The organism is Pseudomonas sp. Sample_14 (assembly GCF_004307515.1).
GTDB lineage: Bacteria > Pseudomonadota > Gammaproteobacteria > Pseudomonadales > Pseudomonadaceae > Aquipseudomonas > Aquipseudomonas atacamensis.
The window spans coordinates 207,709-234,312 of record NZ_RCOC01000026.1 but is presented as its reverse complement, the minus strand read 5'-3'; the positions used below and the strand labels follow the sequence as shown (position 1 = coordinate 234,312).

The window sequence follows — 26,604 nt, the reverse complement described above, 5'->3', positions numbered from 1 at the left end:
CGGACGCAAATGTGGGAGCGAGCCTGCTCGCGAAGGCGGTGGGTCATTCAACAGATTCGTTGTCTGATACTCCGCTTTCGCGAGCAGGCTCGCTCCCACAGGGTGATGCGTTTTTTCTGAAATCAGTCCAGATCCTTCGCCCCATGCCGCTCCGGCACCTGACTGTCTTCATCACCCCAGGTGCGATTCACTCGCTGCCCACGCATGACCGCTGGCCGCTTGGCGATTTCTTCCGCCCAGCGCTGCACATGGGTGTACTCATGCGCGGCGAGAAATTCCGCCGCCGAGTAAACGTTGTTGCGCACCAGTTGCCCGTACCAGGGCCACACGGCGATGTCGGCGATGGTGTAATCGTCGCCGGCCAGATAGGCGTTGTCGGCGAGACGGCGGTTGAGCACATCCAGCTGCCGTTTGGCTTCCATGGTGAAGCGGTTGATCGGGTATTCGAGCTTCTCCGGCGCATACGCGTAGAAGTGCCCGAAGCCGCCGCCCAAGTACGGCGCCGAGCCCATTTGCCAGAACAGCCAGTTGAGGGTTTCGGTGCGACCGGCCGGATCCTTGGGCAGCAAGGCGCCGAACTTTTCCGCGAGATACAGCAGGATCGAACCGGACTCGAACACCCGGATCGGCGGCTCGACGCTGCGATCCAGCAGCGCCGGGATTTTCGAATTCGGGTTGACCTCGACGAAACCGCTGGAGAACTGATCGCCCTCGCCAATGCGGATCAGCCACGCGTCGTATTCGGCCTCGCTGTGGCCGAGTGCGAGCAACTCTTCGAGCATGATGGTGACCTTGACGCCGTTGGGCGTGGCCAGCGAATACAGTTGCAGCGGATGCTTGCCGACCGGCAGTTCCTTATCGTGGGTCGGCCCGGCGATCGGCCGGTTGATGCTGGCGAAGTGGCCGCCGGAAGGAGCTTCGTGTTTCCAGACCTTGGGCGGAACGTAAGACGCTTTGCTCATGAAACGGACCTCGTCGATGCTGGGAGAGAACAGGTAGACACCGTAGGGAAAATTTCCGGCGGGTGCCAGCGGTGAGTGCGGTTATTCATATTGAATGATGCAAACCGATCTGCCGCCTTCGCGAGCAGGCTCGCTCCCACAGGGGTATGTATTGGACAGAGAAACAGGGTTCACCCGTATTCATTGTGGGAGCGAGCCTGCTCGCGAAGCGTCGGCAGGGTCGCCGCGCCTAACAGCTCCAATACCGCCCAACCGCACCCCCGAGTCCCTGCACCGGATCTGTCTCAGGAAACGCCAGCCCCGCAATCCGCGCCAACTGCGCATCACTCGGCGCGGCCCGGCAAATATCCGCCTGCTGCCCCGGCGGATAAGCACCCACCACCAGAAAATCCTCGCTCGAGCCCAGATTGCAGTGCCCGGTTCCCGCCGGCAGCAACAACACATCCCCAGCACCGACGTCGACGACTTGCCCATCAGGCCCGCCCAACATCAACCGCGCCTGACCGGCCGCCACGCCAAGCACTTCGTGGCCTTCAGTGTGATAGTGGTGATAGTCATAAATGCCGTAGCGCCACTGCGCCGGCCAGCCATTGGCGCCGAACGTCTGCTCGAAGCGCGCCGCCGGATCGTTGCCCTCGATGGCCACCGCGCGGCGGTAGATCAGCACCGGCAGACGCGGATTGTTCGGCACCCAGTCATTGCGTTCCAGCAGCAGGGTTTGCACTTCAGTCATGGCCAATCCTCCTTCGCTCGATTTATCAGTCGACCGCAGCGCAGGGCAATCGCCTCAAAAAATCATTGCCGCGCAAACACGGTGCCTGAGCCCATGCCCGGACAATCCAGCGAAACTTCATCGCGCACCGGGCTGTCCAGACCCTTATATGTCCATGCAGCGGTAAATGGCGAGGGTCAAGATGACGATGACAGTTGGTGATTTTCTGGTTGAGCGGCTCAGCGAATGGGGCGTCACGCGAATTTTTGGTTATCCGGGGGATGGCATCAACGGCGTGTTCGGCGCCATGAGCCGGGCCAAAGGCAAGATCGAATTCGTTCAGGCACGGCACGAGGAAATGGCTGCGTTCATGGCCTCGGCCCACGCCAAGTTCACCGGCGAGCTGGGCGTGTGCATCGCCACCTCGGGTCCCGGCGCCTCGCACCTGATCACCGGCCTCTACGACGCGCGCATGGATCACATGCCGGTGCTGGCCATTGTCGGTCAGCAGGCGCGTACGGCGCTGGGCAGTCACTACCAGCAGGAACTGGATCTGGTGTCGATGTTCAAGGATGTCGCCGGTGCGTTTGTGCAGCAGGCTTCGGCGCCGTCGCAAGTGCGCCATCTGCTTGATCGCGCGGTGCGCACTGCGGTCGGCGAGCGCCGCGTCACCGCGTTGATTCTGCCCAATGACTTGCAGGATCTGCCTTACGAACAACCGGCGCGCGCCCATGGCACCGCGCATTCCGGCGTCGGCTACAGCAAGCCGAAAGTCGTTCCTTATGCCGCCGATCTGCAACGCGCCGCCGAGGTGCTGAACAGCGGCGAAAAAGTCGCGATTCTGGTGGGTGCCGGCGCGCTGGAGGCGACCGATCTGGTCATCGCCGTGGCGGAAAAGCTCGGCGCGGGCGTCGCCAAGGCGCTGTTGGGCAAAGCAGCGTTGCCAGACGATTTGCAGTGGGTCACCGGCAGCATCGGCCTGCTCGGCACCGAGCCCAGCTACAAGCTGATGAGCGAGTGCGACACCTTGCTGATGATCGGTTCGGGCTTCCCGTATTCCGAGTTTCTGCCCAAGGAAGGCCAGGCGCGCGGGGTGCAGATCGACTTGCAGCCGGACATGCTCAGCCTGCGTTATCCGATGGAGGTCAACCTGGTCGGTGATTCAGCGGAAACCCTCGCCGCGTTGCTGCCCTTGCTGGAACAGAAAACCTCGAACAAATGGCGCAAGAAGATCGAAGGCTGGCGCAGCAGCTGGGAGAAAACCCTGGAAAAACGCGCCATGGCCAAAGCCGATCCGGTCAACCCGCAACGAGTGGTCTACGAGTTGTCACCGCGCTTGCCTGAGCAGGCAATCATCACTAGCGATTCCGGCTCCTGCGCCAACTGGTTCGCCCGTGACCTGAAAATCCGTCGCGGTATGAAATGCTCACTGTCCGGTGGCCTGGCCTCGATGGGCGCGGCGGTGCCCTATGCGATCGCGGCCAAGTTCGCCTTCCCGGAACGCCCGGTCATTGCCCTGGTCGGCGACGGCGCGATGCAGATGAACAACATGGCCGAGCTGATCACTGTCGCCAAATACTGGCGGCAATGGCAGAGCCCGAAATGGATCTGCGCGGTGTTCAACAATGAAGACCTCAACCAGGTCACCTGGGAGCAGCGGGTAATGGAGGGTGATCCCAAATTCGAAGCGTCGCAGAGCATTCCTGATGTGCCGTATCACCTGTTCGCGATTTCCATCGGCCTCAAGGGCATTTTCGTTGATCGCGAGGAAGAGGTCGCCGCTGCGTGGGAACAGGCACTCGCCTCGGAAGTGCCGGTGCTGATCGAGTTCAAGACCGACCCGAACGTGCCGCCGTTGCCGCCGCACATCAAGCTTGAGCAAGCGAAGAAATTCGCCACGACCCTGCTCAAGGGCGATCCGGACGAAGCCGGGGTGATCGTGCAGACCGCCAAGCAGGTGTTGGGCGCGGTGTTGCCCGGGAAGAAATGACGGTGTGCGCTTGAACGAGTCAACCATCTACATCGGTTGCGCCGGCTGGAGTCTCGGGCGCGAGCACTGGCCGGCATTCCCCGCCGAAGGCACGCACCTGCAACGCTACGCCGCGCGCTTCAACTGTGTGGAAATCAACAGCTCGTTCTATCGCCCGCATCGGCGTCAGACCTACGAACGCTGGGCCGACTCGGTAGCGCCGGACTTTCGCTTCGCAGTGAAAGTGCCGAAGCTCATCACCCATGAACAGCGGCTGGCGGACAGCGCGGCCGCGCTCGATGAGTTTCTCGGGCAATGCCAGGGCTTGGCTGATCGACTCGGCTGCCTGCTGGTGCAACTGCCACCCAAACTTGCCTTCGATGCGCCGGTGGCCGAGGCGTTTTTTCATGCCCTGCGCGAGCGGTTCAAGGGCAGTGTGGTGCTGGAACCACGACACGAATCTTGGACTGAGGCTGAGGCAATGCTGGTGGAGCTGCAGATTGCCCAGGCGGTGGTCGATCCCTCGCGGATCAGCAGCGACACCGCACCGGGTGGCTGGCAAGGCCTGCAGTATTGGCGCCTGCACGGCTCGCCACGGATTTATCACAGCGCTTATGAAGCGGCCTATCTGCAACAGCTTGCTCAGAACCTGCGGCGCGCAAATGCCGAAGACAGGGACATCTGGTGCATCTTCGACAACACCGCCAGCGGCGCCGCCACCGCCGATGCGCTGGCTTTGAGGGCGTTGATCGAAGGCGTTGAACGCTGAACGACGACGCTCTCGCCACCCACACAAACGATCCGGCTACAGGTAAACTCCGCGCACTTTTTCAAGGAGTTCACATGAGTTACTACCAGCCGGGCATTCTCGCTACCCCTGTTCCTGCGCAAGCACGTCATCTGTTTTTCGCCCTGGCGTCGGTTGAAGCCTTGCCGCAAGCGATCGACAGCCTGCTGATGCTGGTGGATGGCAAGTCGGCGGTGGTTGGCTTTGGTGAGTCGTTGACCAAGGCGCTGAATGTCGAAATCGCCGGCCTGCGCAGCTTCCCGGCGCTGACCGGCGTTGGCGTGAACAACCCGTCGACCCAGCATGCCCTGTGGATCTGGCTGCACGGTGTCGACCGTGGTGAACTGCTCAACCGCTGCAACGCTATCGAAGCCGCGCTGGCCCCGGCCTTGCGTCTGGTCGAGATGCAGGAAGCCTTCCGCCACATGGACGGCCACGACCTCACCGGGTACGAGGACGGCACGGAAAACCCGCACGATGATGCCGCTGTCGCCGCCGCGCTGCTGAGCAGTGGCGCGGACGGGCTGGTCGGTGGCAGCTTCGCCGCGATCCAGCAGTGGCAGCACGACCTCAAGGGTTTTCATCGCCTGTCTGCCGGCGCCAAGGACGACATCATGGGACGGCGCTTGAGCGATAACGAAGAAATCGACGACGCGCCGATCTCCGCCCACGTCAAACGCACCGCGCAAGAGAGCTTCGCCCCGGAAGCGTTCGTCGTGCGCCGCTCGATGCCGTGGATCGAAGGCGATCGTGCCGGTTTGATGTTCCTCGCTTTCGGTTTTTCGCTGGATGCCTTCGAGGCACAGCTGCGGCGCATGAGCGGCCTGGAGGACGGTATAGCCGATGGCTTGTACCAGATCAGCCGGCCAATCACCGGCGGCTACTACTGGTGCCCGCCGCTCAAGGATGGACGCCTTGATCTGCGCGCGCTGCGCATCGGCTGAGGACTGCCTATGAACGTGGTGCGCTGGGGCATGATCGGTTGCGGCAGTGTCGCTGAACGCAAGAGCGGGCCGGCCTTCTACAAGGCGCCCGGTTCGGCGCTGATTGCAGTGATGGGCCGTCGCCTCGAAGCGGTGACCGACTACGCCGCGCGCCACGGCATCAGCCGCGTCTATACCGATGTCGATGCGCTGATCAACGATCCCGAAGTGGACGCGGTGTACATCGCCACACCGCCCGACAGCCACCATGCCTACAGCCTGAAAGTCGCCGCCGCCGGCAAGCATTGCTGCGTGGAAAAGCCCATGGCGCTCAACGCCGGGCAAAGCCGCGAGATGCAGCAAGCGTTTGCCGCTGCCGGTCTGCACTTGTTCGTCTCCTATTACCGCCGCTCGCTGCCGCGCTTCGCTCAGGTGCGGCAATGGCTGGAGGAGGGGCGCATTGGTGATGTTCGCCATCTGAGCTGGACACTGACCAAAGCGCCGTCGCCGGCTGATCTTGAGGGTCGCGATAATTGGCGCACCGACCCGGCGGTGGCGGGCGGCGGCTACTTTGCCGACCTGGCCAGCCATGGCTTGGACCTGTTCCAGTATCTGCTTGGCGACATCGTTGAAGTCGCCGGTTTCACCGCGCGTCAGGCAGGTTTGTACGCGGCGGAAGATGCGGTCAGCGCCACTTGGCGATTCGCTTCCGGAGCGCTGGGCATGGGCTGCTGGAACTTTGTTGCGGACCGCCGTGAGGATCGCGTCGAGATTATCGGCAGCAAAGGGCGCATCGGGTTTTCGGTGTTTGACGAGCATCCGGTGCAGCTGGATGCCGATGAGCAGATCAGCCTGGAGATCGCTCATCACGAGCATATTCAGTGGCATCACGTGCTGGGGATGAATGCGCATATTCGGGGTGATTCACAGCATCCCGCCGTGGCCGAGCAAGCCGTCAAGACCGATTGGGTCATGGACGAGATCCTCAAACGCTGAATAGCTCACGATCCCCTGTGGGAGCGAGCCTGCTCGCGAAAGCGGTGTGTCAGTCACGGAGGTATTGACTGACAGAATGCTTTCGCGAGCAGGCTCGCTCCCACAGGTCTTCCGGCGCAACGCGCATCTAAGGTTATGCCCAAACAATATTTCTCAACCTCGCCATAACGTCTCTAAGATCACGTCATAACTCGTTATAACAAGTGATCTGACGATGACCGATAACGTTCTCTCCCTCAGTAGCGTTCCGCTGCACACCCAACTGCGCGACGTGCTCCGTGCGCGGATTCTCGACGGTGAATACCCGCAAGACAGTCAGATGCCTTCCGAAAGCGAACTGGGTGCGCTGTTCAAAGTCAGCCGCATCACCGTGCGCCAGGCACTCGGTGATCTGCAAAAGGAAGGGCTGATCTTCAAGATCCATGGCAAGGGCACCTTTGTCGCCAAGCCGAAAACCTTTCAGAACGTCAGCAGCCTGCAAGGCCTCGCCGAGTCGATGACCGGGCGCGGCTACGAGGTGATCAACCGCCTGCGCAGTTTCAAATTCATTCCGGCCGACAAGCGTGTCGCCGAGCGTCTGCAGGTGACCGAGGGTGAAATCGTCGCGCAGATCAAACGCGTACGGCTGATCAATCGCGAGCCGATCTCGCTGGAAATCACCTACCTGCCCAAAGCGGTCGGCGAGCGACTGGAGAAGGCGGATCTGGTCACCCGCGACATCTTTCTGATCCTCGAAAACGACTGCGGCATCGCCCTTGGCCACGCCGATCTGGCCATCGACGCAGTGCTGGCCGACAGCGATCTGACCCAGGCGCTCAACGTCGAAGCGGGCTCGCCGATCATGCGCATCGAGCGCCTGACCCATGACGCCCAGGGCCAGCCGCTGGATTTTGAACACCTTTATTACCGTGGCGATGCGTTCCAGTACCGCCTGCGGATCGACCGGCAAAAAGGGGAGCAGGCATGACCCGCAACGTTCTAGAACAGGAATACGACATCGTCGTGATTGGCGGCGGTACGGCCGGGCCGATGGCGGCGATCAAGGCCAAGGAGAAGAACCGCGATTTGCGCGTGTTGCTGGTCGACAAGGCCAACGTCAAGCGCAGCGGCGCGATCAGCATGGGCATGGATGGCCTGAACAACGCGATCATTCCCGGCCACTCGACACCGGAGCAGTACACCAAGGAAATCACCATCGCCAATGACGGCATCGTCAATCAGGCGGCGGTCTACGCCTATGCGACGCACAGTTTTGAAACCATCGAACAACTCGACCGCTGGGGCGTGAAGTTCGAGAAGGACGAAACCAGTGACTACGCGGTGAAAAAGGTTCACCACATGGGCGCCTATGTGCTGCCGATGCCGGAAGGGCACGACATCAAGAAAGTCCTGTATCGGCAGTTGAAACGTGCGCGGGTGAGCATCACCAATCGCCTGGTCTGCACGCGTTTGCTGACCGACGAGGAGGGCGCGGTCAACGGAGTGATGGGCTTCGATTGCCGCACCGCCGACTTCCATGTGATCAAGGCCAAAGCGGTGATTCTCGCCTGCGGCGCGGCCGGGCGCCTCGGTCTGCCGTCGTCGGGCTACCTGATGGGCACTTACGAAAACCCGACCAATGCCGGTGACGGCTACGCGATGGCCTATCACGCAGGCGCCGAACTGGCCAATCTTGAGTGCTTTCAGATCAACCCGCTGATCAAGGACTACAACGGTCCGGCCTGCGCCTACGTCACCGGCCCGCTGGGTGGCTACACCGCCAACAACAAGGGTGAACGCTTCATCGAGTGCGACTACTGGAGCGGGCAGATGATGTGGGAATTTCACCAGGAACTGGAAAGCGGCAACGGCCCGGTGTTCCTCAAACTCGATCACCTGGCCGAGGAAACCATCCAGAACATCGAGGAAATCCTGCACAGCAACGAGCGCCCGAGCCGTGGCCAGTTCCACGCCAACCGTGGCACCGACTACCGCACGCAGATGGTCGAAATGCACATTTCGGAAATCGGTTTTTGCAGCGGCCACTCGGCGTCCGGTGTGTGGGTCAACGAGCGAGCCGAGACGTCGGTCAAGGGCTTGTACTCGGCCGGCGACATGGCTGCGGTGCCGCACAATTACATGCTCGGCGCGTTCACTTACGGCTGGTTCGCCGGGCACAACGCCGCGGAATTTGTCGCCGGTCGCGAGTTTTCCGCACTGGACAGCGAGCAGATCGCCAAGGAGAAAGCCCGGGTCTACGCGCCGCTCGATCGCCAGGACGGTCTGCCGCCGGCGCAGGTCGAATACAAACTGCGGCGCTTCGTCAACGACTACCTGCAACCGCCGAAAGTGACCAAGAAGATGCAGATCGGCCTGCAACGCTTCAGCGACATCGAGCGCGATCTCGAGCAGATGAAAGCCAACAACGCTCACGAACTGATGCGAGCGATGGAAACCAGCGTGATCCGCGACTGTGCCGAAATGGCCGCCCGCGCGTCGTTGTTCCGCGCCGAAAGCCGCTGGGGCCTGTACCACTATCGCGTCGATCATCCGCAACGCAACGACGCCGAGTGGTTCTGCCATTGTCATCTGAAGAAGGGCGAGGACGGCAAGATGACCAGTTTCAAGAAAGCCGTCGAGCCTTACATCATCCCGCTCGACGCCGAGGAAATGCAGGCCTACGACCGCCTGCGCGTCGGCGCTTTCGCCGCTTGAGACATCATTTTTCAGAGAGTCCGAACCATGGCTTACCAAGCTCAGGAAATCTTCTTCCGCTCCAACGCCCCGGTCACCGTCGACGAGGACAAATGCATCGCCGAAAAGGGCTGCACCGTGTGTGTCGACGTCTGCCCGATGGACCTGCTGGCGATCAACCCGGCCACGCAAAAGGCCTACATGGCGTTCGATGAATGCTGGTACTGCATGCCGTGCGAGAAGGATTGCCCGACGGGGGCGGTGAAGGTCGACATCCCCTATTTGTTGCGTTGACCCCAAATCCATTGTGGGAGCGAGCCTGCTCGCGAAAGCAATCGTTCATTCAACAATGATGGTGACTGACCCGCCGCCTTCGCGAGCAGGCTCGCTCCCACGTTGCAATTGTGATTATCCAATAGCCATCCGGTGAACCCCGGACGCTGAATGCAAAACACCCCTCGTTTCCCACCGCGCCCCGATCGCGGCGGAGACGAACTTCAAACCAATGATTCGAGGGGAAACACTCATGTTGCGTGCAGCACTCGCTGGGCTGGTCCTGGCCTCATTCACCTTGTCGGCCTCGGCCGAAACCATCCGCATCGCCATCGGCACCCAGGACACCACTATCAATTGCGCCGCCGGTGGCCTGTTGATCCGTGAACTCGGTCTGCTGGAAAAATACCTGCCCCACGATGGCGCCTACAAAGACGCGAAGTACGACGTGCAGTGGAAAAACTTCACCAGTGGCGCGCCGCTGACCAACGAGATGGTCGCCGGCAAACTCGACTTTGGCGCCATGGCCGATTTCCCCGGTGCGTTCAATGGTGTGGCGTTCGAAACGGCGGGCAAGCACAGCCTGTTCATCAGCGTGCTGTCGGGCAGCATCAAGGGCAGCGGCAACGGCATCGTCGTGCCGAGCGCTTCGTCGGTGCAAAGCCTCAGCGAACTCAAGGGCAAGACCATTTCGGTGCCGTTCGCCTCGACGGCTCACGGCATGTTGCTGCGCGCCGTGGCAGAGCAGGGCTGGGACCCGCTCAAGGATGTCAACATCATCGCCCAGCCACCGGAAGTCGCCGGCTCGGCATTGCAGGCCGGCAAGATCGACGCCCACGCCGATTTCGTGCCCTTCGCCGAGCTGTTCCCGAGCCGTGGTTTCGCCCGCAAGATCTACGACGGCGCCCAGGCCAACGCGCCGACTTTCCATGGCGCACTGGTCGATCAGGCCTACGCGAAAAAGTATCCGGAAATCGTCGTCGCCTATCTGCGTGCGAGCATCGAAGCCAACCAACTGCTCGCCGCCGAACCGGAGAAGTACAGCGAACTGATCGCCAAAGTCACCGGGGTCGATGCCGAGGTCAACTACCTGTTCCATGGCCCGCTCGGCGTACAGACCCGTGACCTGAGCTGGAAGCCTGAATATCGCCAGGCCGTCGGTACCGCCATCGATACCCTGAAGCTGCTGAAGAAAGCCGATCGCGGGCTCGACCTGAACAGCTTCATCGACGACCAGTACATCCGCGCCGCGTTCAAGGCTGCGAACCTTGATTACACCGCGCAACTGGCCAACTACGCGCAGACGCCGTTGCCGGGTGTGGATGCGGCGACGGGCAAAGCCATCACCGATGTCAGCCATGTCGCGGAGATCTGGGTGCGTGGCGAGGAAAAAGTCCGCCGTTATGGCTCGGCTGAAGCGGCGTTCACCGCGTTGGCGGCGTTGAAGCAGGAGGGCAAGAACATTCGTGCGGTGTATGCGCAGGCCAGCGACAGCGGGATCAAGTTGCTCGCTGAACAGGCGTGGTTTGCCAGCGACGCCAAGGGCCGCCTCAGTGCATTTCTGCTCAAGGGCCAGGCCCAGCAATACGCTGCGGGGCAGGGTGGCAAGGTGTTCGACTTCAGCGATGCCACTGCGCAGGTTGTTGCTGCGCGCTGAAGATCAAAAGCCCCTCACCCTAACCCTCTCCCGGAGGGAGAGGGGACTGACCGAGTTGTTGGTAAGAGATACGCCGACGTGAAGTACCGAGTCGAACTCAGGTCTGCAAGCGCTGAAGATCAAAAGCCCCTCACCCTAACCCTCTCCCGGAGGGAGAGGGGACTGACCGAGTTGTTGTTGAGAGATACGCCGACGTGAAGTACCGAGTCGAACTCAGGTCGTGAAAAGCACGCAAATCGGCTCCCTTTCCCCCTCGCCCCCCTGGGGGAGAGGGCTGGGGTGAGGGGGTAAATCACAGCCATCACACAGAACCCGAACTGGAAACCGGACTATGAAAACACCGTTGCGCTGGATATCAAGAGCCGCCTCACTGCTGCTCTGCCTGCTCTTCTGGCAACTCGCCGCCAGCCACCACTGGAACCTCGGCCTGGTCACCTTTGCCAACGTGCCGACGCCACTGGCGGTGATCGAAGCCGCGCTGGGCCTGGGCGACTCGGGCAAACTCTGGCAGCACCTGAGCAGCAGCCTCGGCCGCGTCTTCGCCGGTTACGTGGCGGCGTTGATCATCGGTATCGCCCTGGGCCTGGCCATCGGCCGGTCGAAATGGGCCGAAGACATTCTGCTGCCACCACTGGAGGTCCTGCGCCCGATCCCCGCCGTGGCGTGGATTCCGCTGGCGATCCTGATGTTTCCATCCTCGGAATTGTCGATGGTCTTTATCACCTTCACCGGCGCGCTGTTCCCGATCCTGCTCAACACCGTGCACGGCGTCGAAGGCGTCGATCCACGCCTGATCGCCTCGGCAAAAAGCCTCGGAGCAGGGCGTCGGGCGATTCTGCTGGAGGTGATTCTGCCGGGCGCTGCGCCGAGCATCATTACCGGCCTGGCGATCGGCATGGGCACTTCGTGGTTCTGCCTGGTGACGGCGGAAATGATCTCCGGGCAGTTCGGTATCGGTTACTACACCTGGGAGTCCTACACCATTCAGAACTACGCCGACATTGTCGTCGGCATGCTCCTGATCGGCGTGTTGGGCATGGGCAGCAGTTGGCTGATCAAACGCCTGGGCGGCTTGTTCACGCCTTGGCATCGACCGCGAGGCAAAGCCTGATGAGCGTCATGCAAACCCCGGAAGGGCGGATCGACATTCGCCAGTTGTCCATCGTCCTCGGCCAGGGCCGCGAAGCCTTTGAAGCGGTGCAGGGTCTCGATTGCCAGATCGAACCCGGCCAGTTCGTGTGCATTCTCGGCCCGTCCGGTTGCGGCAAGTCGACCTTGCTTGGCGCCCTGGCCGGACACTTGAATGCCAGTACCGGCAGCTTGAAAGTCGACGGCAGCGCGGTGACCGGCCCGTCGCCGCAACGCGGCATGGTGTTTCAGCACCACACGCTGTTCCCATGGCGTACGGTGCGCGACAACGTCGCCTTCGGCCTGAAGATGCGCGGGGTCGGCAAGGCTGAGCGGCATCGAGCCGCTGACGACATTCTCAAACTGGTCGGCCTCGAAGGCTTTGCCGAGCGCTGGCCCGATCAGCTCTCCGGGGGCATGCAGCAACGGGTAGAAATCGCCCGGGTGCTGGTCAATCGCCCGCGCCTGTTGCTGATGGACGAGCCGTTCGGCGCGCTGGATGCGCTGACCCGCTTGAACATGCAGGAACTGCTGCTGGACATCTGGACGCGCATCCGCACCACGGTGGTTTTCGTCACCCACGACATCGACGAGGCGCTGTTTCTAGCCGATCGCTTGCTGGTAATGAGCGCCCGGCCCGGGCAAATCATCGAAGACCTGCGTCTGGACTTTCCACGCCCGCGTACCAGTGAACTGGTGACCAGCCCCGAGTTCGCTCGCCTGAAACGCCATTGCCTCGACCTGCTGCGCCACGACAACGACCGACCGCTGCCGCGCCTCAATCCGCTCGGCCTGCCTCCTGAAAACCCTTTGCCGCGATTTGCCCTATGACCTCTATTTTTGCTGTGACCGACAACGAAGACATCCTCGCCCTGCAACCGCGCCTGACGGCTGAAGACGCTGGCGTGCGGCGCATTGCCCTGATTGATCTGGCTGATCTGGAGGAACCGGATGGTTTGCTCTGGCTGGTTGATCGACTTCGTCAGGATCCTGCCGAGGATGTTCGCGCTGAAGCTGCGCGATTGCTTGAAGCGTGGGAGGATGAAGCGGTCGTGCAAGCCTTGTGCGAAGCGCTGACGGATCCGGCGCCCGCCGTGCAATCGGCGGCGGCGCAAAGCCTGAGCCTGCTCAAGACTGCAGCGGCGGGGCGGGTCATTCTGCCGTGGACCGCACATGCCGATGTCAGTGTGCGCATCGCCGCCTTTCGGGCGTTACGCGAATTGCGCTTCGCCGAGGCCGCGTCGGCTGCCGTCGCCGCGTTGGAGGACACCGATGCCAATGTCCGTCGCGAAGCGGTCGGTGTGCTCGGCTGGCTCAAGCAGCTCGACGCGCTGCCAGCTCTGGCGCAACTGGCCAGCGACGACCCGGACACCGAAGTGCGCCGCGCCGCGACAGGTGCGCTGGGTCTGGCCAGTGGCGCCGAAGTCTTGCCGGCGTTGCGCCAGGCTTTGCGCGACCCTGCCTGGCAAGTGCGCGAAGAAGCTGCGACCACGCTGGGCAAGGTTGGCCACAGCGACGCCGGCCCGACCTTGGTCGAAGCGCTGAGGGATGATTACTGGCAAGTGCGCCTGCGCGCCGCTCGCAGCCTCGGTCGTCTGCGTTTCGTCCCGGCGCTGGACGCGCTGATCGACACCCTCGGCCACCGCATCAGCAACCTGCGCAAGGAGGCCGCGCTGGCGCTTGGAGAGTTGAACGATCGCGGCGCCGTGGCCGCGTTGCAGGCAGCGCAGGACGACGGCGACCCGGAAGTGCGCAAAGCCGTGCGCATCGCTCTGAGTCAATTGCAATGAGTCCGCTGGCGGTGGGCAACTCGCAGAGTGCACGCACGTTGCGCCTGAGCTGGCCGGACGGGCGCGAATCGTTGCTCAGGCATGCCGATCTGCGCCGGCAATGCCCATGCTCGCAATGCCGCGCATTTCGCCTGCGCGGCGTCACGCCGCTGGTTGATGATCGCGTGCGCCTGATCGAGGTAAATCCACAGGGTTATGGTGTGCAACTGGTGTTCAGCGATGGCCATCAACGCGGGATTTACCCGTGGGAGTACCTGGCGCAACTGGCTTACTGACCTTATCCGATGATCGTTCCCACGCTCCGCGTGGGAATGCAGCCCGTGACGCTCCGCGTCACTGGACGCGGAGCGTCCCTTGAGTCATTCCCAAGCAGAGCGTGGGAACGATCAGATCGCAGCCTTCGGCAGCTGCCTGCGTCGGCTTGCGCCGACTGGCGGTTCTTGTCAGGCATTTCCCACAGGAGTACAAATGTACTCCATGACAAACCTCACTCCCCGCCGTACCGCCATTCTGACCTTTATCCGCGATCGCATCGCCGAGCACGGTCAGCCCCCAAGCCTCGCTGAAATCAGCGAGGCTTTTGGTTTTGCCTCGCGCAGCGTGGCGCGCAAGCATGTGCTGGCGCTCACCGAAGCCGGTTTCATTGAGGTCAATCCGCATCAGGCCCGGGGCATTCGCCTGCTCGGTCAGCCACCGCGTCCGGAGTTGCTGGAGATTCCCGTACTCGGTCGCGTGGCTGCCGGCGCACCGATTGGCGCCGATGCCGATATCCATAACCGTTTGCTGCTCGACCCGGCGCTGTTCTCCCGCACCCCGGATTACATGCTGCGGGTGCAGGGCGACTCGATGATCGAAGACGGCATTCTAGATGGCGATCTGGTCGGTGTGCGGCGCAATCCCGAGGCGCTGAACGGCCAGATTGTCGTTGCGCGTCTGGACGGTGAAGTCACCATCAAACGCTTCGAACGGGTCGAAGATGAAGTGCGCCTGCTGCCGCGTAACCCGGCGTACAAGCCGATTGTCGTGCGTAACGATCAGGATCTGGCCATCGAAGGCGTGTTCTGTGGTCTGGTGAGGCAAGGCTGATGGGCGCCGTCGTTGCGTTGGATACGCTGTTCAATGGCGGCCAGGTCTGGCGCGGCAGGCCTGCGCCACCGGCGGCGAGTCCGCAGCCGACCGGGCATGCGGGACTGGACGCAGCTCTGCCCAGCGGCGGCTGGCCGGAAGCGGCGCTGAGCGAAATCCTTCTCGCCGGCCCCGGTGTCGGCGAGCTGCAACTGGTCTGGCCAACCCTGGCGCGATTGTCCGCGGCCGGTGAGCGCATCGTGCTGGTGGCGCCGCCGTTCGTGCCATACCCGCAGGCCTGGGCCAATGCCGGAGTCGATCTGCGCCAGTTGTCGGTGATTCAGGCCAGCAAGCGCGATGCCTTGTGGGCGGCGGAGCAATGCCTGCGCTCGGGCAGTTGCGGCGCGGTGCTGTGCTGGCCGAACAAGGCCGATGACCGAGCCTTGCGGCGTTTGCAGGTAGCGGCGGAAACCGGCCAGACCCTGGCCTTTGCCTGGCGCCCGTTGAGCGAAGCGGTCAACCCGTCACCGGCAGCGTTACGGATTGCCATCGATGCCAAACCGGCGCAGCTACGCGTACTCAAATGCCGTGGCGGGCTGGCGCGTGCTACGCCGATTGCCTTTGCCGTGGGGCACTGATTGTCATGCGCTGGGTATGTATCCTGTTTCCGCAATTGGCCCTCGATGCCGTGCTGCGTCAGCGGCCCGACCCTGAAGAGCCGCTGGTCCTGCTCAGCGGCCCGGCCCAGCGGCGGGTGCTGCAAGCGGTAAATCCGGCGGCACGCAAACTCGGCCTGCGCCCTGGCATGTCGATGACCGCCGCGCAAGCCATGAGCAAAGGCTTTGCCACCGCCGATTATGAGGTGGCCGAGGTCGAGCACTGGCAGCAGTTTCTCGCCGCGTGGGCCTATCGCTTCAGCGCTCAGGTCAGCGTGCATTACCCGCGTACCGTGGTCTTCGAGATCGAATCCAGCCTCGGACTGTTCGGTACCTGGCCGCAATTTGAAGCTCGCCTGCGCCAGGAATTGAAAGATCTGGGCTTTCGCCATCGAATCGTCGCCGCGCCGAACCCGGTGGCGGCGCGAGTGCTGGCCAATGCCTACGATGGCCTGGTGGTGCCGGACGGCGAGGCTCTGCAGCATCATCTCGGGCAATTGCCGGTCGACCGCGTCGGGCTGGAACCGAATGTCGCTACGGCGTTGTCGCGCATGGGCCTGCGCAATCTCAGCCAGGTGCAAAGCCTGCCACGCCAGGCACTGGCCCGGCGTTTCGAAGCGCAGATGCTCAAGCACTTGGATACGCTGTTCGGCGCACGCCCTCTGGCGCTGGCGTTCTATCTGCCGCCCGACCGTTTCGATATCCGCATCGAACTGAATTTCGACGTGCAATCCCATCAAGCCTTGCTGTTCCCGTTACGGCGCTTGACCGGCGATTTGTCGGCGTTCCTCTGCGGGCGCGACAGCGGTGTGCAGCGCTTCGATTTGCTTCTGGAACACGCCGGGCTGCCGGACACAGTGATCAAGGTCGGCCTGCTCAGCGCCGAGCGTGACGCGGCGATGCTCTTCGAACTGGCCCGTGGCCGGCTGGAGCAAGTCCAGGTCGAAGCACCGGTGCGTGGTTTTCGCTTGCGCGCCGAAGACCTGCCGAGTTTCGTTCCGCAGTATCAGGAGCTGTTCGACGACCGCCCGCAGCAGACCTTGCCCTGGGAGCAATTGCGCGAACGTCTGCGCGCACGGCTGGGTGATGACGCGGTGCAGGGGCTGCGCTTTCAGGCCGATCATCGCCCTGAGTGCGCGTGGCAGAACGCTGCCGATAAACAGCTTTGCACGGGGTTGCCCAGCGTGCAGCGTCCGGGCTGGCTGCTCAACGAACCGCAAAGTGTGCCGGAAGGTTCGGCGCGGATTCTCATGGGGCCAGAGCGCATCGAATCCGGTTGGTGGGACGGTGGCGACGTGCGGCGTGATTACTACCTGATCCAGAACCGCGCCGGTCAGCAGGGTTGGGCCTGGCGGGCGGTGGGTGAGGGCGGTCCGCTGTGGCTGCAAGGCTGGTTCGCATGAGTGCCGATTACGCCGAACTGCATTGCCTGTCGAACTTCAGTTTCCAGCGCGGAGCCTCGAGCGCGCTGGAACTGTTTCAGCGGGCGAAAAAGCACGGCTATCAAGCGCTGGCGATCACCGACGAATGCACCCTGGCCGGCATCGTTCGTGCGTGGCAAGCGGCGAAGTCCGTTGAGTTGCCGTTGATCATCGGCAGCGAGATACGCATCGACAACGGCCCGAAACTGGTGCTGCTGGTGGAAAACCTTGCCGGTTATCAGGCCTTGTGCGGCTTGATCACCCAAGCCCGGCGGCGTACGCAGAAAGGCCAGTATCAGGTGCTGCGCGAAGACTTCGCCGAAGCGCTGCCGGGTTTGCTGGTGTTGTGGGTGCCGGATTCAGTGGATGACCGGGAAGAAGGGCGCTGGCTGAAACGAACCTTCGGCGACCGCCTGTGGCTCACGGTGCAACTGCATCGCGGGCAGAACGATCAGCAGCGACTATCGGCATTGTTGGCTCTGGCGGCTGAGTTGCAGATTCCAGCCGTGGCCAGCGGCGATGTGCACATGCACGCCCGGGGGCGCCGTGCCTTGCAGGACACCATGACCGCGATCCGTCATCACGTCCCCGTGGCCGAAGCGGGTCTGCGCCTGCACCCCAATGGCGAGCGGCATTTGCGTTGCCTCGATGAGCTGCGCGCCCTGTATCCGCCGGACTTGCTCGAAGCGTCGCTAAAACTGGCCAGACGCTGCACCTTCGATCTGAGCGAGCTGCGCTATCAATATCCGAAAGAGCTGGTGCCCGAGGGCCACAGTGCCAGTTCCTGGTTGCGCCATCTGACCGAGGAGGGCATTGCCTGGCGCTGGCCGCAAGGGCCTCAGGCCAAGGTGCTCAAGCAGATCGATGACGAGTTGCAATTGATCGCCGAGCTCGGCTACGAAAGCTATTTCCTCACCGTGCACGACGTGGTGCGCTTTGCCCGCACACAGAAAATCCTCTGTCAGGGCCGTGGTTCGGCAGCCAACTCGGCGGTGTGTTATGCCTTGGGCATCACCGAAATCGACCCGGAGCGCACCACGCTGTTGTTCGAACGTTTCATGTCCAAAGAGCGCAACGAGCCGCCGGACATCGATGTCGATTTCGAGCACGAGCGCCGCGAAGAAGTCCTGCAATACGTGTTCAACCGTTACGGCCGGGGACGTGCGGCGCTGACGGCGGTGGTCAGCACCTATCACGCCACCGGCGCCGTGCGCGATGTGGCCAAGGCCCTCGGCCTGCCGCCGGATCAGATCAACGCGCTGGCCGACTGCTGCGGGCGCTGGAGCGATGAGACGCCGCCGCTGGAACGTTTGCGTGAAGGCGGCTTCGACCCGGATAGTCCGGTGCTGCGCCGGGTGCTGAGCCTGACCGGGCAACTGATCGGCTTCCCCCGGCATCTGTCGCAGCACCCCGGCGGTTTTGTGATTTCCGAGCAGCCGCTGGACACCTTGGTGCCGGTCGAAAACGCGGCGATGGCCGACCGCACCATCATTCAGTGGGACAAGGACGACCTCGATGCGGTCGGCCTGCTCAAGGTGGATATCCTCGCCTTGGGCATGCTCAGTGCGATTCGCCGCTGCTTCGACCTGCTGTGCCGGCATCGTGATCTGAACCTGACGCTCGCGACGATCCCCGCCGAAGACAAACCGACCTACGAAATGATCAGTCGCGCCGATACCGTCGGCGTGTTCCAGATCGAGTCGCGGGCGCAGATGTCGATGCTGCCGCGCCTGAAGCCTAAGACCTTCTACGATCTGGTGATTGAAGTGGCGATCGTCCGGCCCGGGCCGATTCAGGGCGGCATGGTTCATCCGTATCTGCGCCGACGTAATAACGAAGAGGCGGAAACCTATCCATCGCCGGCGCTCGAAGTCGTACTCAAAAGAACCCTGGGCGTGCCGTTGTTCCAGGAACAGGTCATGCAGATCGCCATCGTCGCTGCCGACTATAGCCCCGGCGAGGCCGATCAGTTGCGCCGCTCGATGGCGGCGTGGAAGCGCCATGGCGGACTGGAGCCGCACAAGGAGCGCCTCGCCGCCGGCATGAAAAAGAACGGCTACACACCGGAATTCGCTGCGCAGATCTTCGAGCAGATCAAAGGCTTCGGCAGTTACGGCTTCCCCGAATCCCACGCCGCCAGTTTCGCCTTGCTGACCTACGCCAGTTGCTGGCTCAAGTGTCACGAACCGGCGGCGTTCGCCTGTGCACTGATCAACAGTTGGCCGATGGGCTTTTACAGCCCGGACCAGATTCTGCAGGACGCGCGGCGGCACCAATTGCAGATCCGTCCGGTGGACGTGCGCGCCAGTGACTGGGATTGCAGCCTCGAGCCGCTGAGTGCCGGGCAACCGGCGATTCGCATGGGCCTGCGCATGATCAAGGGGTTTCGCGAAGAAGATGCCCGGCGCATCGAAGCCGCGCGCCGCCACGGGGCGTTTGCCGATGTTGCCGATTTGGGCGAGCGCGCCGCCCTCGACAGTCGTGCGCAGGCCTTGCTGGCGGACTCCGGCGCCTTGCGCGGTCTGGCCGGGCATCGTCATCGTGCGCGTTGGGAAGTGGCCGGGGTGCAGAAACAACTCGGCCTGTTCGCCGGCTTGCCCAACGAGGAAGAAGTCAAAATCGTCCTGCCCAACCCCAGCGTTGGCGAAGACTTGCATGCTGATTACGCCACGGTGGGGACGACGCTGGGGCCGCACCCGTTGGCATTGTTGCGTGGCGAGTTGCAGGCCCGGCGCTGCCGCAGCTCGCGCGAATTGATGGATATCGAACATGGCCGGCCGGTCAGCGTGGCCGGGCTGGTCACCGGCCGACAGCGCCCCGGTACGGCCAGCGGGGTGACGTTCGTGACCCTGGAAGACGAGTTCGGCAACGTCAACGTGGTGGTCTGGCGTGACCTGGCCGAGCGTCAGCGCCAAGTGCTGGTGGGTTCGCAATTGCTCAAGGTCGACGGCCGCTGGGAACGCGAAGGCGATGTGCGCCACCTGATCGCCGGGCGCATGAGCGACCTGAGCCCGCTGCTCAATGGCATTCATGTGCAAAGCCGCGATTTTCACTGACCTTTGTGGCAGCGAGCCTGCTCGCGAAAGCGCAGTGTCAGGCGATGACGATGTTGAATGTGCCGCCGCCTTCGCGAGCAAGCTCGCTCCCACAGGGATTTTGGTTGCGATGAAGATGGTCGATCTGCCCCGTATCAGTGTGGGAGCGAGCTTGCTCGCGAAAGCGGACTGTCAGGCAATGACAATGTTGACTGTGCCGCCGCCTTCGCGAGCAGGCTCGCTCCCACAGGGGTTTTGGTTGCGATGAAGATGGTTGATCGGCCCCGGATCAGTGTGGGAGCGAGCTTGCTCGCGAAAGCGGACTGTCAGGCAATGACGATGTTGAATGTGCCGCCGCCTTCGCGAGCAAGCTCGCTCCCACAGGGATTTTGGTTGCGATGAAGATGGTCGATCTGCCCCGTATCAGTGTGGGAGCGAGCTTGCTCGCGAAAGCGGACTGTCAGGCAATGACAATGTTGACTGTGCCGCCGCCTTCGCGAGCAGGCTCGCTCCCACAGGGGTTTTGGTTGCGATGAAGATGGTCGATCTGCCCCGTATCAGTGTGGGAGCGAGCCTGCTCGCGAAAGCGCAGTGTCAGGCGATGAAGATGTTGAATGTGCCGCCGCCTTCGCGAGCAGGCTCGCTCCCACAGGTTTTGGCTGTCTATTCAAAATCGAGATAAATCAAAAGGCTGCACCTTTGGGCCGAAGGCAGATATTCTGCGCTTCACACCGGTACGGGAACCCGATCAACTCCATGGCGAGCCACTGCCAGGATGAATTGCCCGACGCCAAAGGAGTGTTCGAATGAGCGAAAAGAAGCTGGAAACCACGGTCGATCGCGTCTACCAAGGGGTTTATGCGGCGATCAGCAAGCGTTCGTTGCGCCCGGGCATGAAGCTGGGCGAGGCCTCGCTGGCCGAGCTGTTCAATGTCAGCCGCACCTCGGTGCGGGCTGCGCTCAAGCAATTGGAAGCCGATGGTCTGGTCACCACTGAGCCCAACAAAGGTGCATCGGTGTCGCTGCCCAGTGACGCAGAGCTGCGTTCGTTGTTCGAAACCCGGCGGCTGATCGAGATCGGCATCGTCACCGAACTGTGCCGGCGTAGAGACAGCGTTGCCATGCAGGATCTGCGTGAGCACTTGTTACTGGAAGATGCCGCGCATGCTGCCGGCGACCATGAACGACTCATCCATCTGCTCGGCGAGTTCCACCTCAAACTGGCGCGCAGCCTGAACAATCCGGTACTGCTCGACTGGTTCCAGAAGCTGATCTCGCGGGCTTCGCTGTATGCCGCCGCGCTCGATGATGACCGTCATCAAGCCTGCCGCGACGATGAACACCTGCGTTTGCTCGAGTACATCGAAGCCGGCGATCAGAGCGCCGCGATCGAACTGACCTGTACGCACCTCAACGGAATCGAGAAGGCGATCCTCGACGTCGCGGCAAAAATGAAAACCGGCTATCACCCACTCAAGCACTTGATCGGCGTCTGAATGGCTCTGCGTCGTAAATCGGCTATACCTGCGATGAAACCAATGCGTTTTCACAGCCTCGAAACACACGGGCGTCGCGTCGTTGTAGCGTTGCGATAGATCGGAAAACCGCAAAAAAGGACACTGAGTCAGGCGATGCAGTTTTTATCCGAAAGCCACGGCTGTGAGGGCTGGAAAGGCGAAATGGCCGAGCGCATCCGTGCGTTCGACTGGAGCCACACGGAACTTGGCGCGCTCGTCGAATGGCCGGCCAGCCTGTGCAACACCGTGCAACTGATGCTGGCTTCGCCGTTGCCCATGGTGATGCTGTGGGGGCACGCCGGCTACATGATCTACAACGACGCTTATTCCGAATTTGCCGGTGGCCGCCATCCTTATCTGCTTGGCGTGCCGGTTGAGCTGGGCTGGCCGGAAGTCGCCGAATTCAACCGCCACGTCGTTGACACCTGCCTGGCCGGTGGCACCTTGTCCTATCGCAACAAAGAGCTGGTATTGCTGCGCGACGGCGTGCCTGAAGACGTCTGGATGGATTTGTATTACAGCCCGGTGGCCAACGACGAAGGCGTGCCCGGCGGCGTCATGGCGATGGTGGTCGAAACCACCGAACTGGTGCATTCCGAGCGCCTGCGTCAGGCGGCCGAAGATGCCTATCGCGCCGACAACGAGCGCGTGCGTCTGGCGCTGAATGCCGGCGCACTGCTTGGCTCGTTTGTCTGGGACATCAAGAACAATCGCTTCTCCGCTGACGAACGTTTCGCCCGCACCTTTTCCTATCCGCCGGATCAGGACTTGAGCGATCTGCAACAAGAGATCGCCGAATCGCGCATTCATCCCGACGACCACCCATGGGTCCAGGAGCGCGTCGCCCATTGTGTGCGCACTGGCGAGCCCTACAACGCCGAGTACCGCGTACAGCGCGGCGATGGCCAATATCTGTGGGTGCTGGCCAGTGGTGCCTGCGAGTTCGATGAAGACGGAAGGCCGTTTCGCTTCCCCGGCGTGCTGATCGATATTCATGAGCGCAAGAATGCTGAAGAGTCGCTGCTCAAATTCACCCGCAACCTCGAACAGCGCGTGGCCGCCGAAGTGGATGCGCGGCTGGCGGCTGAGGAACAGCTTCGCCAGTCGCAGAAACTTGAAGCCATCGGCGGCCTGACCGGTGGCGTTGCCCATGACTTCAACAATCTGCTGCAAGTGATCGCCGGCAACCTGCATTTGCTCGCTCGGCATGAGCCCAACAATGCCAACGTGCAGCGCCGGGTCGGGGCTTCGCTGGCGGCGGTCGAGCGCGGGGCCAAACTGTCTTCACAATTGCTCGCATTTGCCCGGCGGCAACCGCTTTCACCCGCCGTGTGCAACCCAGAACAGATTTTCGAAGGCGTCGGCGAGTTGCTGCAACGCGCCTTGGGCGAAACCATTCAGATCGACGTGCAGTTGCCGCCGCAGCCGTGGCATATCAATGTCGACCGCAACCAACTGGAAAACGCGATTCTCAATCTGGCGATCAACGCCCGCGACGCGATGAAGGGCGAGGGCGTAATCGGCCTCAGTGCCGCCAATGTCTGCCTGGACAGCGAATATTGCGCCGGCAAGGGCATAGCGGCCGGTGAGTATGTTCGCGTGGCGGTCACCGACACCGGCGTGGGTATTGCCCCACAAATGCTGGAACAGGTCTTCGAACCGTTCTTCACCACCAAGGCCGACGGCCAGGGCACCGGGCTCGGTTTGAGCATGGTGTTCGGCTTCGTCAAACAGAGTGGCGGCCACGTCGAGATCGACAGCAAGCTCGGCGAAGGCACGCGGGTGCAGTTGTATTTCCCGCGCAGTCTGCGCCCGGTTCGCGAAGAGACCGCCAGTGTTGGCGAACGCAAGAGCGGCGGCCACGAAACCATTCTGGTGGTGGAAGACAATGACGCGGTGCGCGCTTCGGCGGTGGAGTTGCTGCGCGAGGAAGGCTATCGGGTGATGACCGCGTGCAATGGCGACGTGGCCATGCAGATGTTGCTGGAAGGCATCGAGATCGATCTGATCTTCACCGACGTGGTCATGCCCGGCCTGATCAAGAGTTCGGATCTGGCCGCGTGGGCCAAGGTGCAGACACCGCCGGTGCCGGTGCTGTTCACTTCCGGGCATACCCGCGACATCATTTCCCGCGACCACCAGCTCAGCCCCGATACCCATCTGCTCGGCAAACCCTACAGCCCGCAAGCGTTACTGCAGATGATTTGCGAGGTGCTCGGCACCTGATGCCGAGCGCTGCCCAGTTTTTCAATCAAGGCAGGCCGATGATTTCCAAGCGCAATTCCAAAGCACCCGCCGGCATGGTTCGTGTGCGCGGCGCCCGCGAACATAACCTGAAGAACGTTGATGTCGATATTCCGCGCGATGCGCTGGTGGTGTTCACCGGTGTCTCCGGTTCGGGCAAGTCGTCGCTGGCGTTTTCCACTCTGTATGCCGAGGCCCAGCGGCGGTATTTCGAATCGGTGGCGCCGTACGCGCGGCGGCTGATCGATCAGGTCGGCGTGCCGGATGTCGATTCCATCGAAGGACTGCCGCCCGCCGTCGCTTTGCAACAGCAGCGCGGCACGCCGAGCGCGCGTTCGTCGGTGGGCAGCGTGACGACGTTGTCGAGCCTGATCCGCATGCTCTATTCCCGCGCCGGCAGTTATCCGCCGGGGCAGCCGATGTTGTATGCCGAAGACTTTTCACCGAACACGCCGCAGGGCGCCTGCCCGGAGTGTCACGGACTTGGCCGCGTCTATGAAGTGACCGAAGCGCTGATGGTGCCGGACCCGAACCTGACCATCCGCCAGCGCGCCGTGGCGTCTTGGCCCTTGGCGTGGCAGGGGCAGAACCTGCGCGACATCCTGGTGACCATGGGCATTGATGTCGATATTCCCTGGAAGAAACTGCCGAAAAAGCAGCGCGACTGGATTCTCTTCACTGAAGAGACGCCGACGGTGCCGGTGTACGCCGGGCTGACCCCGGAAGAAACCCGCGTCGCCCTCAAACGCAAGATGGAACCGAGTTATCAGGGTACCTTCACTGGCGCGCGGCGCTACATCCTGCACACCTTCACCCACTCGCAAAGTGCGCTGATGAAGAAGCGTGTTTCGCAGTTCATGCGCGGCAGCCCGTGCCCGTTGTGCGAGGGCAAACGGCTCAAGCGCGAGGCGTTGTCGGTGACCTTTGCCGGCTACGACATTGGCGAGTTGTCGCAGATGCCGTTGCTGCAAGTGGCCGAAGTGCTGCGGCCTGTAGCAGCAGCAAATTATCTGGAACAGGCCGAGGAGAGCGGCGACACCCTCAGCCATGCGCAAACCCGCGAGGCGCGTCAGCAGCGGGTCGCCCATGGCGCCAGCGGGCATGCCAGCGCACCGGACGTGCGCCACACGCCGAACCTGTCGCTGGAAAAACGCTTGGCGGCGCAGCGCATCGCTGAGGATTTGCTGGAGCGGGTCAGCACCCTGACCGATCTCGGCCTGGGGTATCTGGCGCTGGAACGCAGTACGCCGACCTTATCGTCGGGCGAGTTGCAGCGTTTGCGCCTGGCCACGCAATTGGGTTCGCAGCTGTTCGGGGTGATTTATGTGCTGGACGAACCGTCTGCCGGTCTGCATCCGGCGGATGGCGAGGCGCTGTTCGAGGCGTTGCAGCGCTTGAAGGCCGACGGCAACACGCTGTTTGTGGTCGAGCACGATGTCGAAACCATGCGCCGTGCCGACTGGCTGATCGATGTCGGCCCGGCGGCGGGCGAAAAGGGCGGCCGCGTGTTGTACAGCGGTCCGCCTGCGGGACTTGCTGATATTGCAGACTCGCAGACCCGCGCTTATCTATTCGCGGAAAACCAGCGCCCTGAGCGCGCCGCACGCAAGCCGAGCGGGTGGCTGAAGCTGGACGGCGTGACGCGCAACAACCTGAATAATCTCAACGCCGAATTCCCCTTGGGCTGCTTCACCTCGGTGACCGGCGTATCGGGTTCTGGCAAATCGAGTCTGGTCAGTCAGGCCTTGCTGGAACTGGTCGGCGCGCAGTTGGGCCGGCCAATGGCCGAGGCCGAGTCGGAAGAACCGAGTCTGGAAGATGACACGCCGTCGCCCAGCACCGGGCAGATCAGCGCCGGCCTGGAGTCGATCAAACGCTTGGTGCAGGTTGATCAGAAACCCATTGGACGCACGCCGCGCTCCAATCTGGCGACTTACACCGGTTTGTTCGACAACGTGCGCAAGCTGTTCGCCGCGACACCTGAGGCACAAGCGGCGGGCTATGACGCCGGGCAGTTTTCCTTCAACGTCGCCAAGGGCCGTTGCGCCACGTGTGAGGGCGAAGGTTTTGTCAGTGTTGAATTGCTGTTCATGCCCAGCGTGTATGCGCCGTGCCCGACCTGTCATGGCGCGCGGTATAACCCGCAGACGCTGGCGATTCTCTGGCAGGGCTTGAGCATCGCTCAGGTGCTGCAACTGAATGTCGATGAGGCGGTGTCCGTGTTTGCCGAGCAGCCAGGGATTCGTCGTTCGCTAGAGGTGCTGCGCGATATCGGTCTGGGTTATCTGCGTCTGGGGCAACCGGCCACGGAACTGTCCGGTGGTGAGGCGCAACGGATCAAACTGGCGACCGAGTTGCAGCGCAGCCAGCGTGGCGCGACCTTGTATGTGTTGGATGAGCCGACCACGGGATTGCATCCTAGGGATGTCGATCGCTTGCTGGAACAGCTGGATACGCTGGTGACGGCGGGGCACACGGTGATTGTGGTCGAACACGAAATGCGTGTCGTCGCGCAGAGCGACTGGGTGATCGACATCGGCCCTGGAGCGGGCGATCAGGGCGGCAGTATCGTCGCCGCCGGCACACCGCAGAAAGTCGCCACCAGCAAGAAGAGCAAGACTGCGCCGTTTCTGGCTCGGGCATTAAGCCGATGATGGCAGCGACCTGCCGAACGCCTTCGCGAGCAGGCTCGCTCCCACAGTTTTGAATGGTGTACCCAGACAGGTCGTCACACACCAGATCCCCTGTGGGAGCGAGCCTGCTCGCGAAAGCGGAATGTCAGCCGCAGATGAGCTG

At 62.4% G+C, this 26,604-nt stretch carries 21 protein-coding genes and 3 pseudogenes; 19 read left to right on the top strand and 5 right to left on the bottom strand.

Annotation, left to right across the window (positions count from 1 at the left end; all coding sequences use genetic code 11):
- Nucleotides 1-122: 122 nt before the first annotated feature.
- Both yghU and D8U61_RS06625 read right to left on the bottom strand, forming a co-directional pair.
- Nucleotides 123-962: a glutathione-dependent disulfide-bond oxidoreductase gene (gene yghU / locus D8U61_RS06630; RefSeq protein WP_130926630.1), complete on the bottom strand. Its 840-nt coding sequence runs from the start codon at nt 960-962 to the stop codon at nt 123-125.
- A gap of 229 nt (nt 963-1,191) precedes the next feature.
- On the bottom strand, nt 1,192-1,695 hold the full coding sequence (locus tag D8U61_RS06625; protein ID WP_130926629.1) for a cupin: 504 nt from the start codon (nt 1,693-1,695) through the stop codon (nt 1,192-1,194).
- Nucleotides 1,696-1,876: 181 nt separating this feature from the next.
- Between D8U61_RS06625 and D8U61_RS06620 the strand changes: the two genes are divergently transcribed.
- From D8U61_RS06620 to D8U61_RS06545, 16 genes are all read left to right on the top strand, one after another.
- Nucleotides 1,877-3,664, top strand: coding sequence for a thiamine pyrophosphate-requiring protein (locus D8U61_RS06620; RefSeq protein ID WP_024012702.1), 1,788 nt, complete (start codon nt 1,877-1,879; stop codon nt 3,662-3,664).
- A 10-nt stretch (nt 3,665-3,674) separates the two neighbouring features.
- The gene (locus D8U61_RS06615) at nt 3,675-4,412 is read left to right on the top strand and encodes a DUF72 domain-containing protein (RefSeq protein WP_177433309.1); all 738 of its coding nucleotides are present in this window, start codon (nt 3,675-3,677) and stop codon (nt 4,410-4,412) included.
- Nucleotides 4,413-4,486: 74 nt separating this feature from the next.
- Nucleotides 4,487-5,374: a Dyp-type peroxidase gene (locus tag D8U61_RS06610; protein WP_071172020.1), complete on the top strand. Its 888-nt coding sequence runs from the start codon at nt 4,487-4,489 to the stop codon at nt 5,372-5,374.
- A gap of 9 nt (nt 5,375-5,383) precedes the next feature.
- A complete protein-coding gene (locus D8U61_RS06605) occupies nt 5,384-6,349 on the top strand; it encodes a Gfo/Idh/MocA family oxidoreductase (RefSeq protein WP_130926628.1) in 966 nt (321 codons plus the stop codon).
- 214 nt (nt 6,350-6,563) lie between these two features.
- Nucleotides 6,564-7,316, top strand: a complete 753-nt coding sequence (locus D8U61_RS06600; RefSeq protein ID WP_130926627.1) for a GntR family transcriptional regulator — start codon at nt 6,564-6,566, stop codon at nt 7,314-7,316.
- Nucleotides 7,313-9,043, top strand: a complete 1,731-nt coding sequence (locus D8U61_RS06595; RefSeq protein WP_130926626.1) for a fumarate reductase/succinate dehydrogenase flavoprotein subunit — start codon at nt 7,313-7,315, stop codon at nt 9,041-9,043. Before D8U61_RS06600 ends, D8U61_RS06595 begins: the two co-directional genes overlap by 4 nt.
- A gap of 27 nt (nt 9,044-9,070) precedes the next feature.
- A complete protein-coding gene (locus D8U61_RS06590; RefSeq protein ID WP_003225615.1) occupies nt 9,071-9,316 on the top strand; it encodes a ferredoxin family protein in 246 nt (81 codons plus the stop codon).
- 211 nt (nt 9,317-9,527) lie between these two features.
- Complete coding sequence (locus tag D8U61_RS06585; RefSeq protein ID WP_177433308.1) at nt 9,528-10,952, top strand: ABC transporter substrate-binding protein; 1,425 nt, start codon at nt 9,528-9,530, stop codon at nt 10,950-10,952.
- 331 nt (nt 10,953-11,283) lie between these two features.
- On the top strand, nt 11,284-12,063 hold the full coding sequence (locus D8U61_RS06580; protein ID WP_130926624.1) for an ABC transporter permease: 780 nt from the start codon (nt 11,284-11,286) through the stop codon (nt 12,061-12,063).
- On the top strand, nt 12,063-12,911 hold the full coding sequence (locus D8U61_RS06575; protein WP_130926623.1) for an ABC transporter ATP-binding protein: 849 nt from the start codon (nt 12,063-12,065) through the stop codon (nt 12,909-12,911). Before D8U61_RS06580 ends, D8U61_RS06575 begins: the two co-directional genes overlap by 1 nt.
- Entirely contained in the window at nt 12,908-13,870 is a 963-nt protein-coding gene (locus tag D8U61_RS06570; protein ID WP_130926622.1) for a HEAT repeat domain-containing protein, read from the top strand. Before D8U61_RS06575 ends, D8U61_RS06570 begins: the two co-directional genes overlap by 4 nt.
- Nucleotides 13,867-14,145, top strand: a complete 279-nt coding sequence (locus D8U61_RS06565) for a DUF971 domain-containing protein (protein ID WP_130926621.1) — start codon at nt 13,867-13,869, stop codon at nt 14,143-14,145. The genes D8U61_RS06570 and D8U61_RS06565 overlap by 4 nt, the downstream gene beginning before the upstream one ends.
- A gap of 193 nt (nt 14,146-14,338) precedes the next feature.
- Entirely contained in the window at nt 14,339-14,956 is a 618-nt protein-coding gene (gene lexA / locus D8U61_RS06560) for a transcriptional repressor LexA (protein ID WP_130926620.1), read from the top strand.
- Nucleotides 14,956-15,573, top strand: a complete 618-nt coding sequence (gene imuA, locus D8U61_RS06555; protein ID WP_130926619.1) for a translesion DNA synthesis-associated protein ImuA — start codon at nt 14,956-14,958, stop codon at nt 15,571-15,573. Before lexA ends, imuA begins: the two co-directional genes overlap by 1 nt.
- Before the next feature lie 5 nt (nt 15,574-15,578).
- A complete protein-coding gene (locus D8U61_RS06550) occupies nt 15,579-16,994 on the top strand; it encodes a DNA polymerase Y family protein (RefSeq protein WP_130926618.1) in 1,416 nt (471 codons plus the stop codon).
- Nucleotides 16,991-20,068: an error-prone DNA polymerase gene (locus D8U61_RS06545; protein WP_130926617.1), complete on the top strand. Its 3,078-nt coding sequence runs from the start codon at nt 16,991-16,993 to the stop codon at nt 20,066-20,068. Before D8U61_RS06550 ends, D8U61_RS06545 begins: the two co-directional genes overlap by 4 nt.
- Nucleotides 20,069-20,211: 143 nt before the next feature.
- Here the strand turns inward: D8U61_RS06545 and D8U61_RS28050 are convergent.
- The 3 pseudogenes from D8U61_RS28050 to D8U61_RS28040 form a co-directional block, all read right to left on the bottom strand.
- Nucleotides 20,212-20,337, bottom strand: a pseudogene (locus D8U61_RS28050) (metal ABC transporter ATP-binding protein); the annotation flags it as partial.
- Nucleotides 20,338-20,345: 8 nt separating this feature from the next.
- Nucleotides 20,346-20,471 (bottom strand): annotated as a pseudogene (locus D8U61_RS28045) (metal ABC transporter ATP-binding protein); the annotation flags it as partial.
- 8 nt (nt 20,472-20,479) lie between these two features.
- A pseudogene (locus D8U61_RS28040) lies at nt 20,480-20,605 on the bottom strand (metal ABC transporter ATP-binding protein); the annotation flags it as partial.
- A gap of 248 nt (nt 20,606-20,853) precedes the next feature.
- Here D8U61_RS28040 and D8U61_RS06525 point away from each other — a divergent pair.
- The 3 genes from D8U61_RS06525 to D8U61_RS06515 all read left to right on the top strand — a co-directional run bounded on the left by D8U61_RS06525 (nt 20,854) and on the right by D8U61_RS06515 (nt 26,462).
- Nucleotides 20,854-21,543, top strand: coding sequence for a GntR family transcriptional regulator (locus tag D8U61_RS06525; RefSeq protein ID WP_130926616.1), 690 nt, complete (start codon nt 20,854-20,856; stop codon nt 21,541-21,543).
- 135 nt (nt 21,544-21,678) lie between these two features.
- Nucleotides 21,679-23,790, top strand: a complete 2,112-nt coding sequence (locus D8U61_RS06520) for a PAS domain-containing hybrid sensor histidine kinase/response regulator (RefSeq protein WP_130926615.1) — start codon at nt 21,679-21,681, stop codon at nt 23,788-23,790.
- A 38-nt stretch (nt 23,791-23,828) separates the two neighbouring features.
- Nucleotides 23,829-26,462 carry an excinuclease ABC subunit UvrA gene (locus tag D8U61_RS06515; RefSeq protein ID WP_130926614.1) on the top strand — a complete coding sequence of 878 codons (2,634 nt, stop codon included), beginning with the start codon at nt 23,829-23,831 and terminating at the stop codon, nt 26,460-26,462.
- Nucleotides 26,463-26,604 lie beyond the last annotated feature (142 nt).

Bases quoted from the DNA above. Each gene is read 5' to 3' on its own strand.
- yghU (WP_130926630.1), bottom strand. From the start codon at position 962: ATGAGCAAAGCGTCTTACGTTCCGCCCAAGGTCTGGAAACACGAAGCT.
- D8U61_RS06625 (WP_130926629.1), bottom strand. From the start codon at position 1,695: ATGACTGAAGTGCAAACCCTGCTGCTGGAACGCAATGACTGGGTGCCG.
- D8U61_RS06620 (WP_024012702.1), top strand. From the start codon at position 1,877: ATGACGATGACAGTTGGTGATTTTCTGGTTGAGCGGCTCAGCGAATGG.
- D8U61_RS06610 (WP_071172020.1), top strand. From the start codon at position 4,487: ATGAGTTACTACCAGCCGGGCATTCTCGCTACCCCTGTTCCTGCGCAA.
- D8U61_RS06605 (WP_130926628.1), top strand. From the start codon at position 5,384: ATGAACGTGGTGCGCTGGGGCATGATCGGTTGCGGCAGTGTCGCTGAA.
- D8U61_RS06600 (WP_130926627.1), top strand. From the start codon at position 6,564: ATGACCGATAACGTTCTCTCCCTCAGTAGCGTTCCGCTGCACACCCAA.
- D8U61_RS06595 (WP_130926626.1), top strand. From the start codon at position 7,313: ATGACCCGCAACGTTCTAGAACAGGAATACGACATCGTCGTGATTGGC.
- D8U61_RS06590 (WP_003225615.1), top strand. From the start codon at position 9,071: ATGGCTTACCAAGCTCAGGAAATCTTCTTCCGCTCCAACGCCCCGGTC.
- D8U61_RS06585 (WP_177433308.1), top strand. From the start codon at position 9,528: ATGATTCGAGGGGAAACACTCATGTTGCGTGCAGCACTCGCTGGGCTG.
- D8U61_RS06580 (WP_130926624.1), top strand. From the start codon at position 11,284: ATGAAAACACCGTTGCGCTGGATATCAAGAGCCGCCTCACTGCTGCTC.
- D8U61_RS06575 (WP_130926623.1), top strand. From the start codon at position 12,063: ATGAGCGTCATGCAAACCCCGGAAGGGCGGATCGACATTCGCCAGTTG.
- D8U61_RS06570 (WP_130926622.1), top strand. From the start codon at position 12,908: ATGACCTCTATTTTTGCTGTGACCGACAACGAAGACATCCTCGCCCTG.
- D8U61_RS06565 (WP_130926621.1), top strand. From the start codon at position 13,867: ATGAGTCCGCTGGCGGTGGGCAACTCGCAGAGTGCACGCACGTTGCGC.
- lexA (WP_130926620.1), top strand. From the start codon at position 14,339: ATGTACTCCATGACAAACCTCACTCCCCGCCGTACCGCCATTCTGACC.
- imuA (WP_130926619.1), top strand. From the start codon at position 14,956: ATGGGCGCCGTCGTTGCGTTGGATACGCTGTTCAATGGCGGCCAGGTC.
- D8U61_RS06550 (WP_130926618.1), top strand. From the start codon at position 15,579: ATGCGCTGGGTATGTATCCTGTTTCCGCAATTGGCCCTCGATGCCGTG.
- D8U61_RS06545 (WP_130926617.1), top strand. From the start codon at position 16,991: ATGAGTGCCGATTACGCCGAACTGCATTGCCTGTCGAACTTCAGTTTC.
- D8U61_RS06525 (WP_130926616.1), top strand. From the start codon at position 20,854: ATGAGCGAAAAGAAGCTGGAAACCACGGTCGATCGCGTCTACCAAGGG.
- D8U61_RS06520 (WP_130926615.1), top strand. From the start codon at position 21,679: ATGCAGTTTTTATCCGAAAGCCACGGCTGTGAGGGCTGGAAAGGCGAA.
- D8U61_RS06515 (WP_130926614.1), top strand. From the start codon at position 23,829: ATGATTTCCAAGCGCAATTCCAAAGCACCCGCCGGCATGGTTCGTGTG.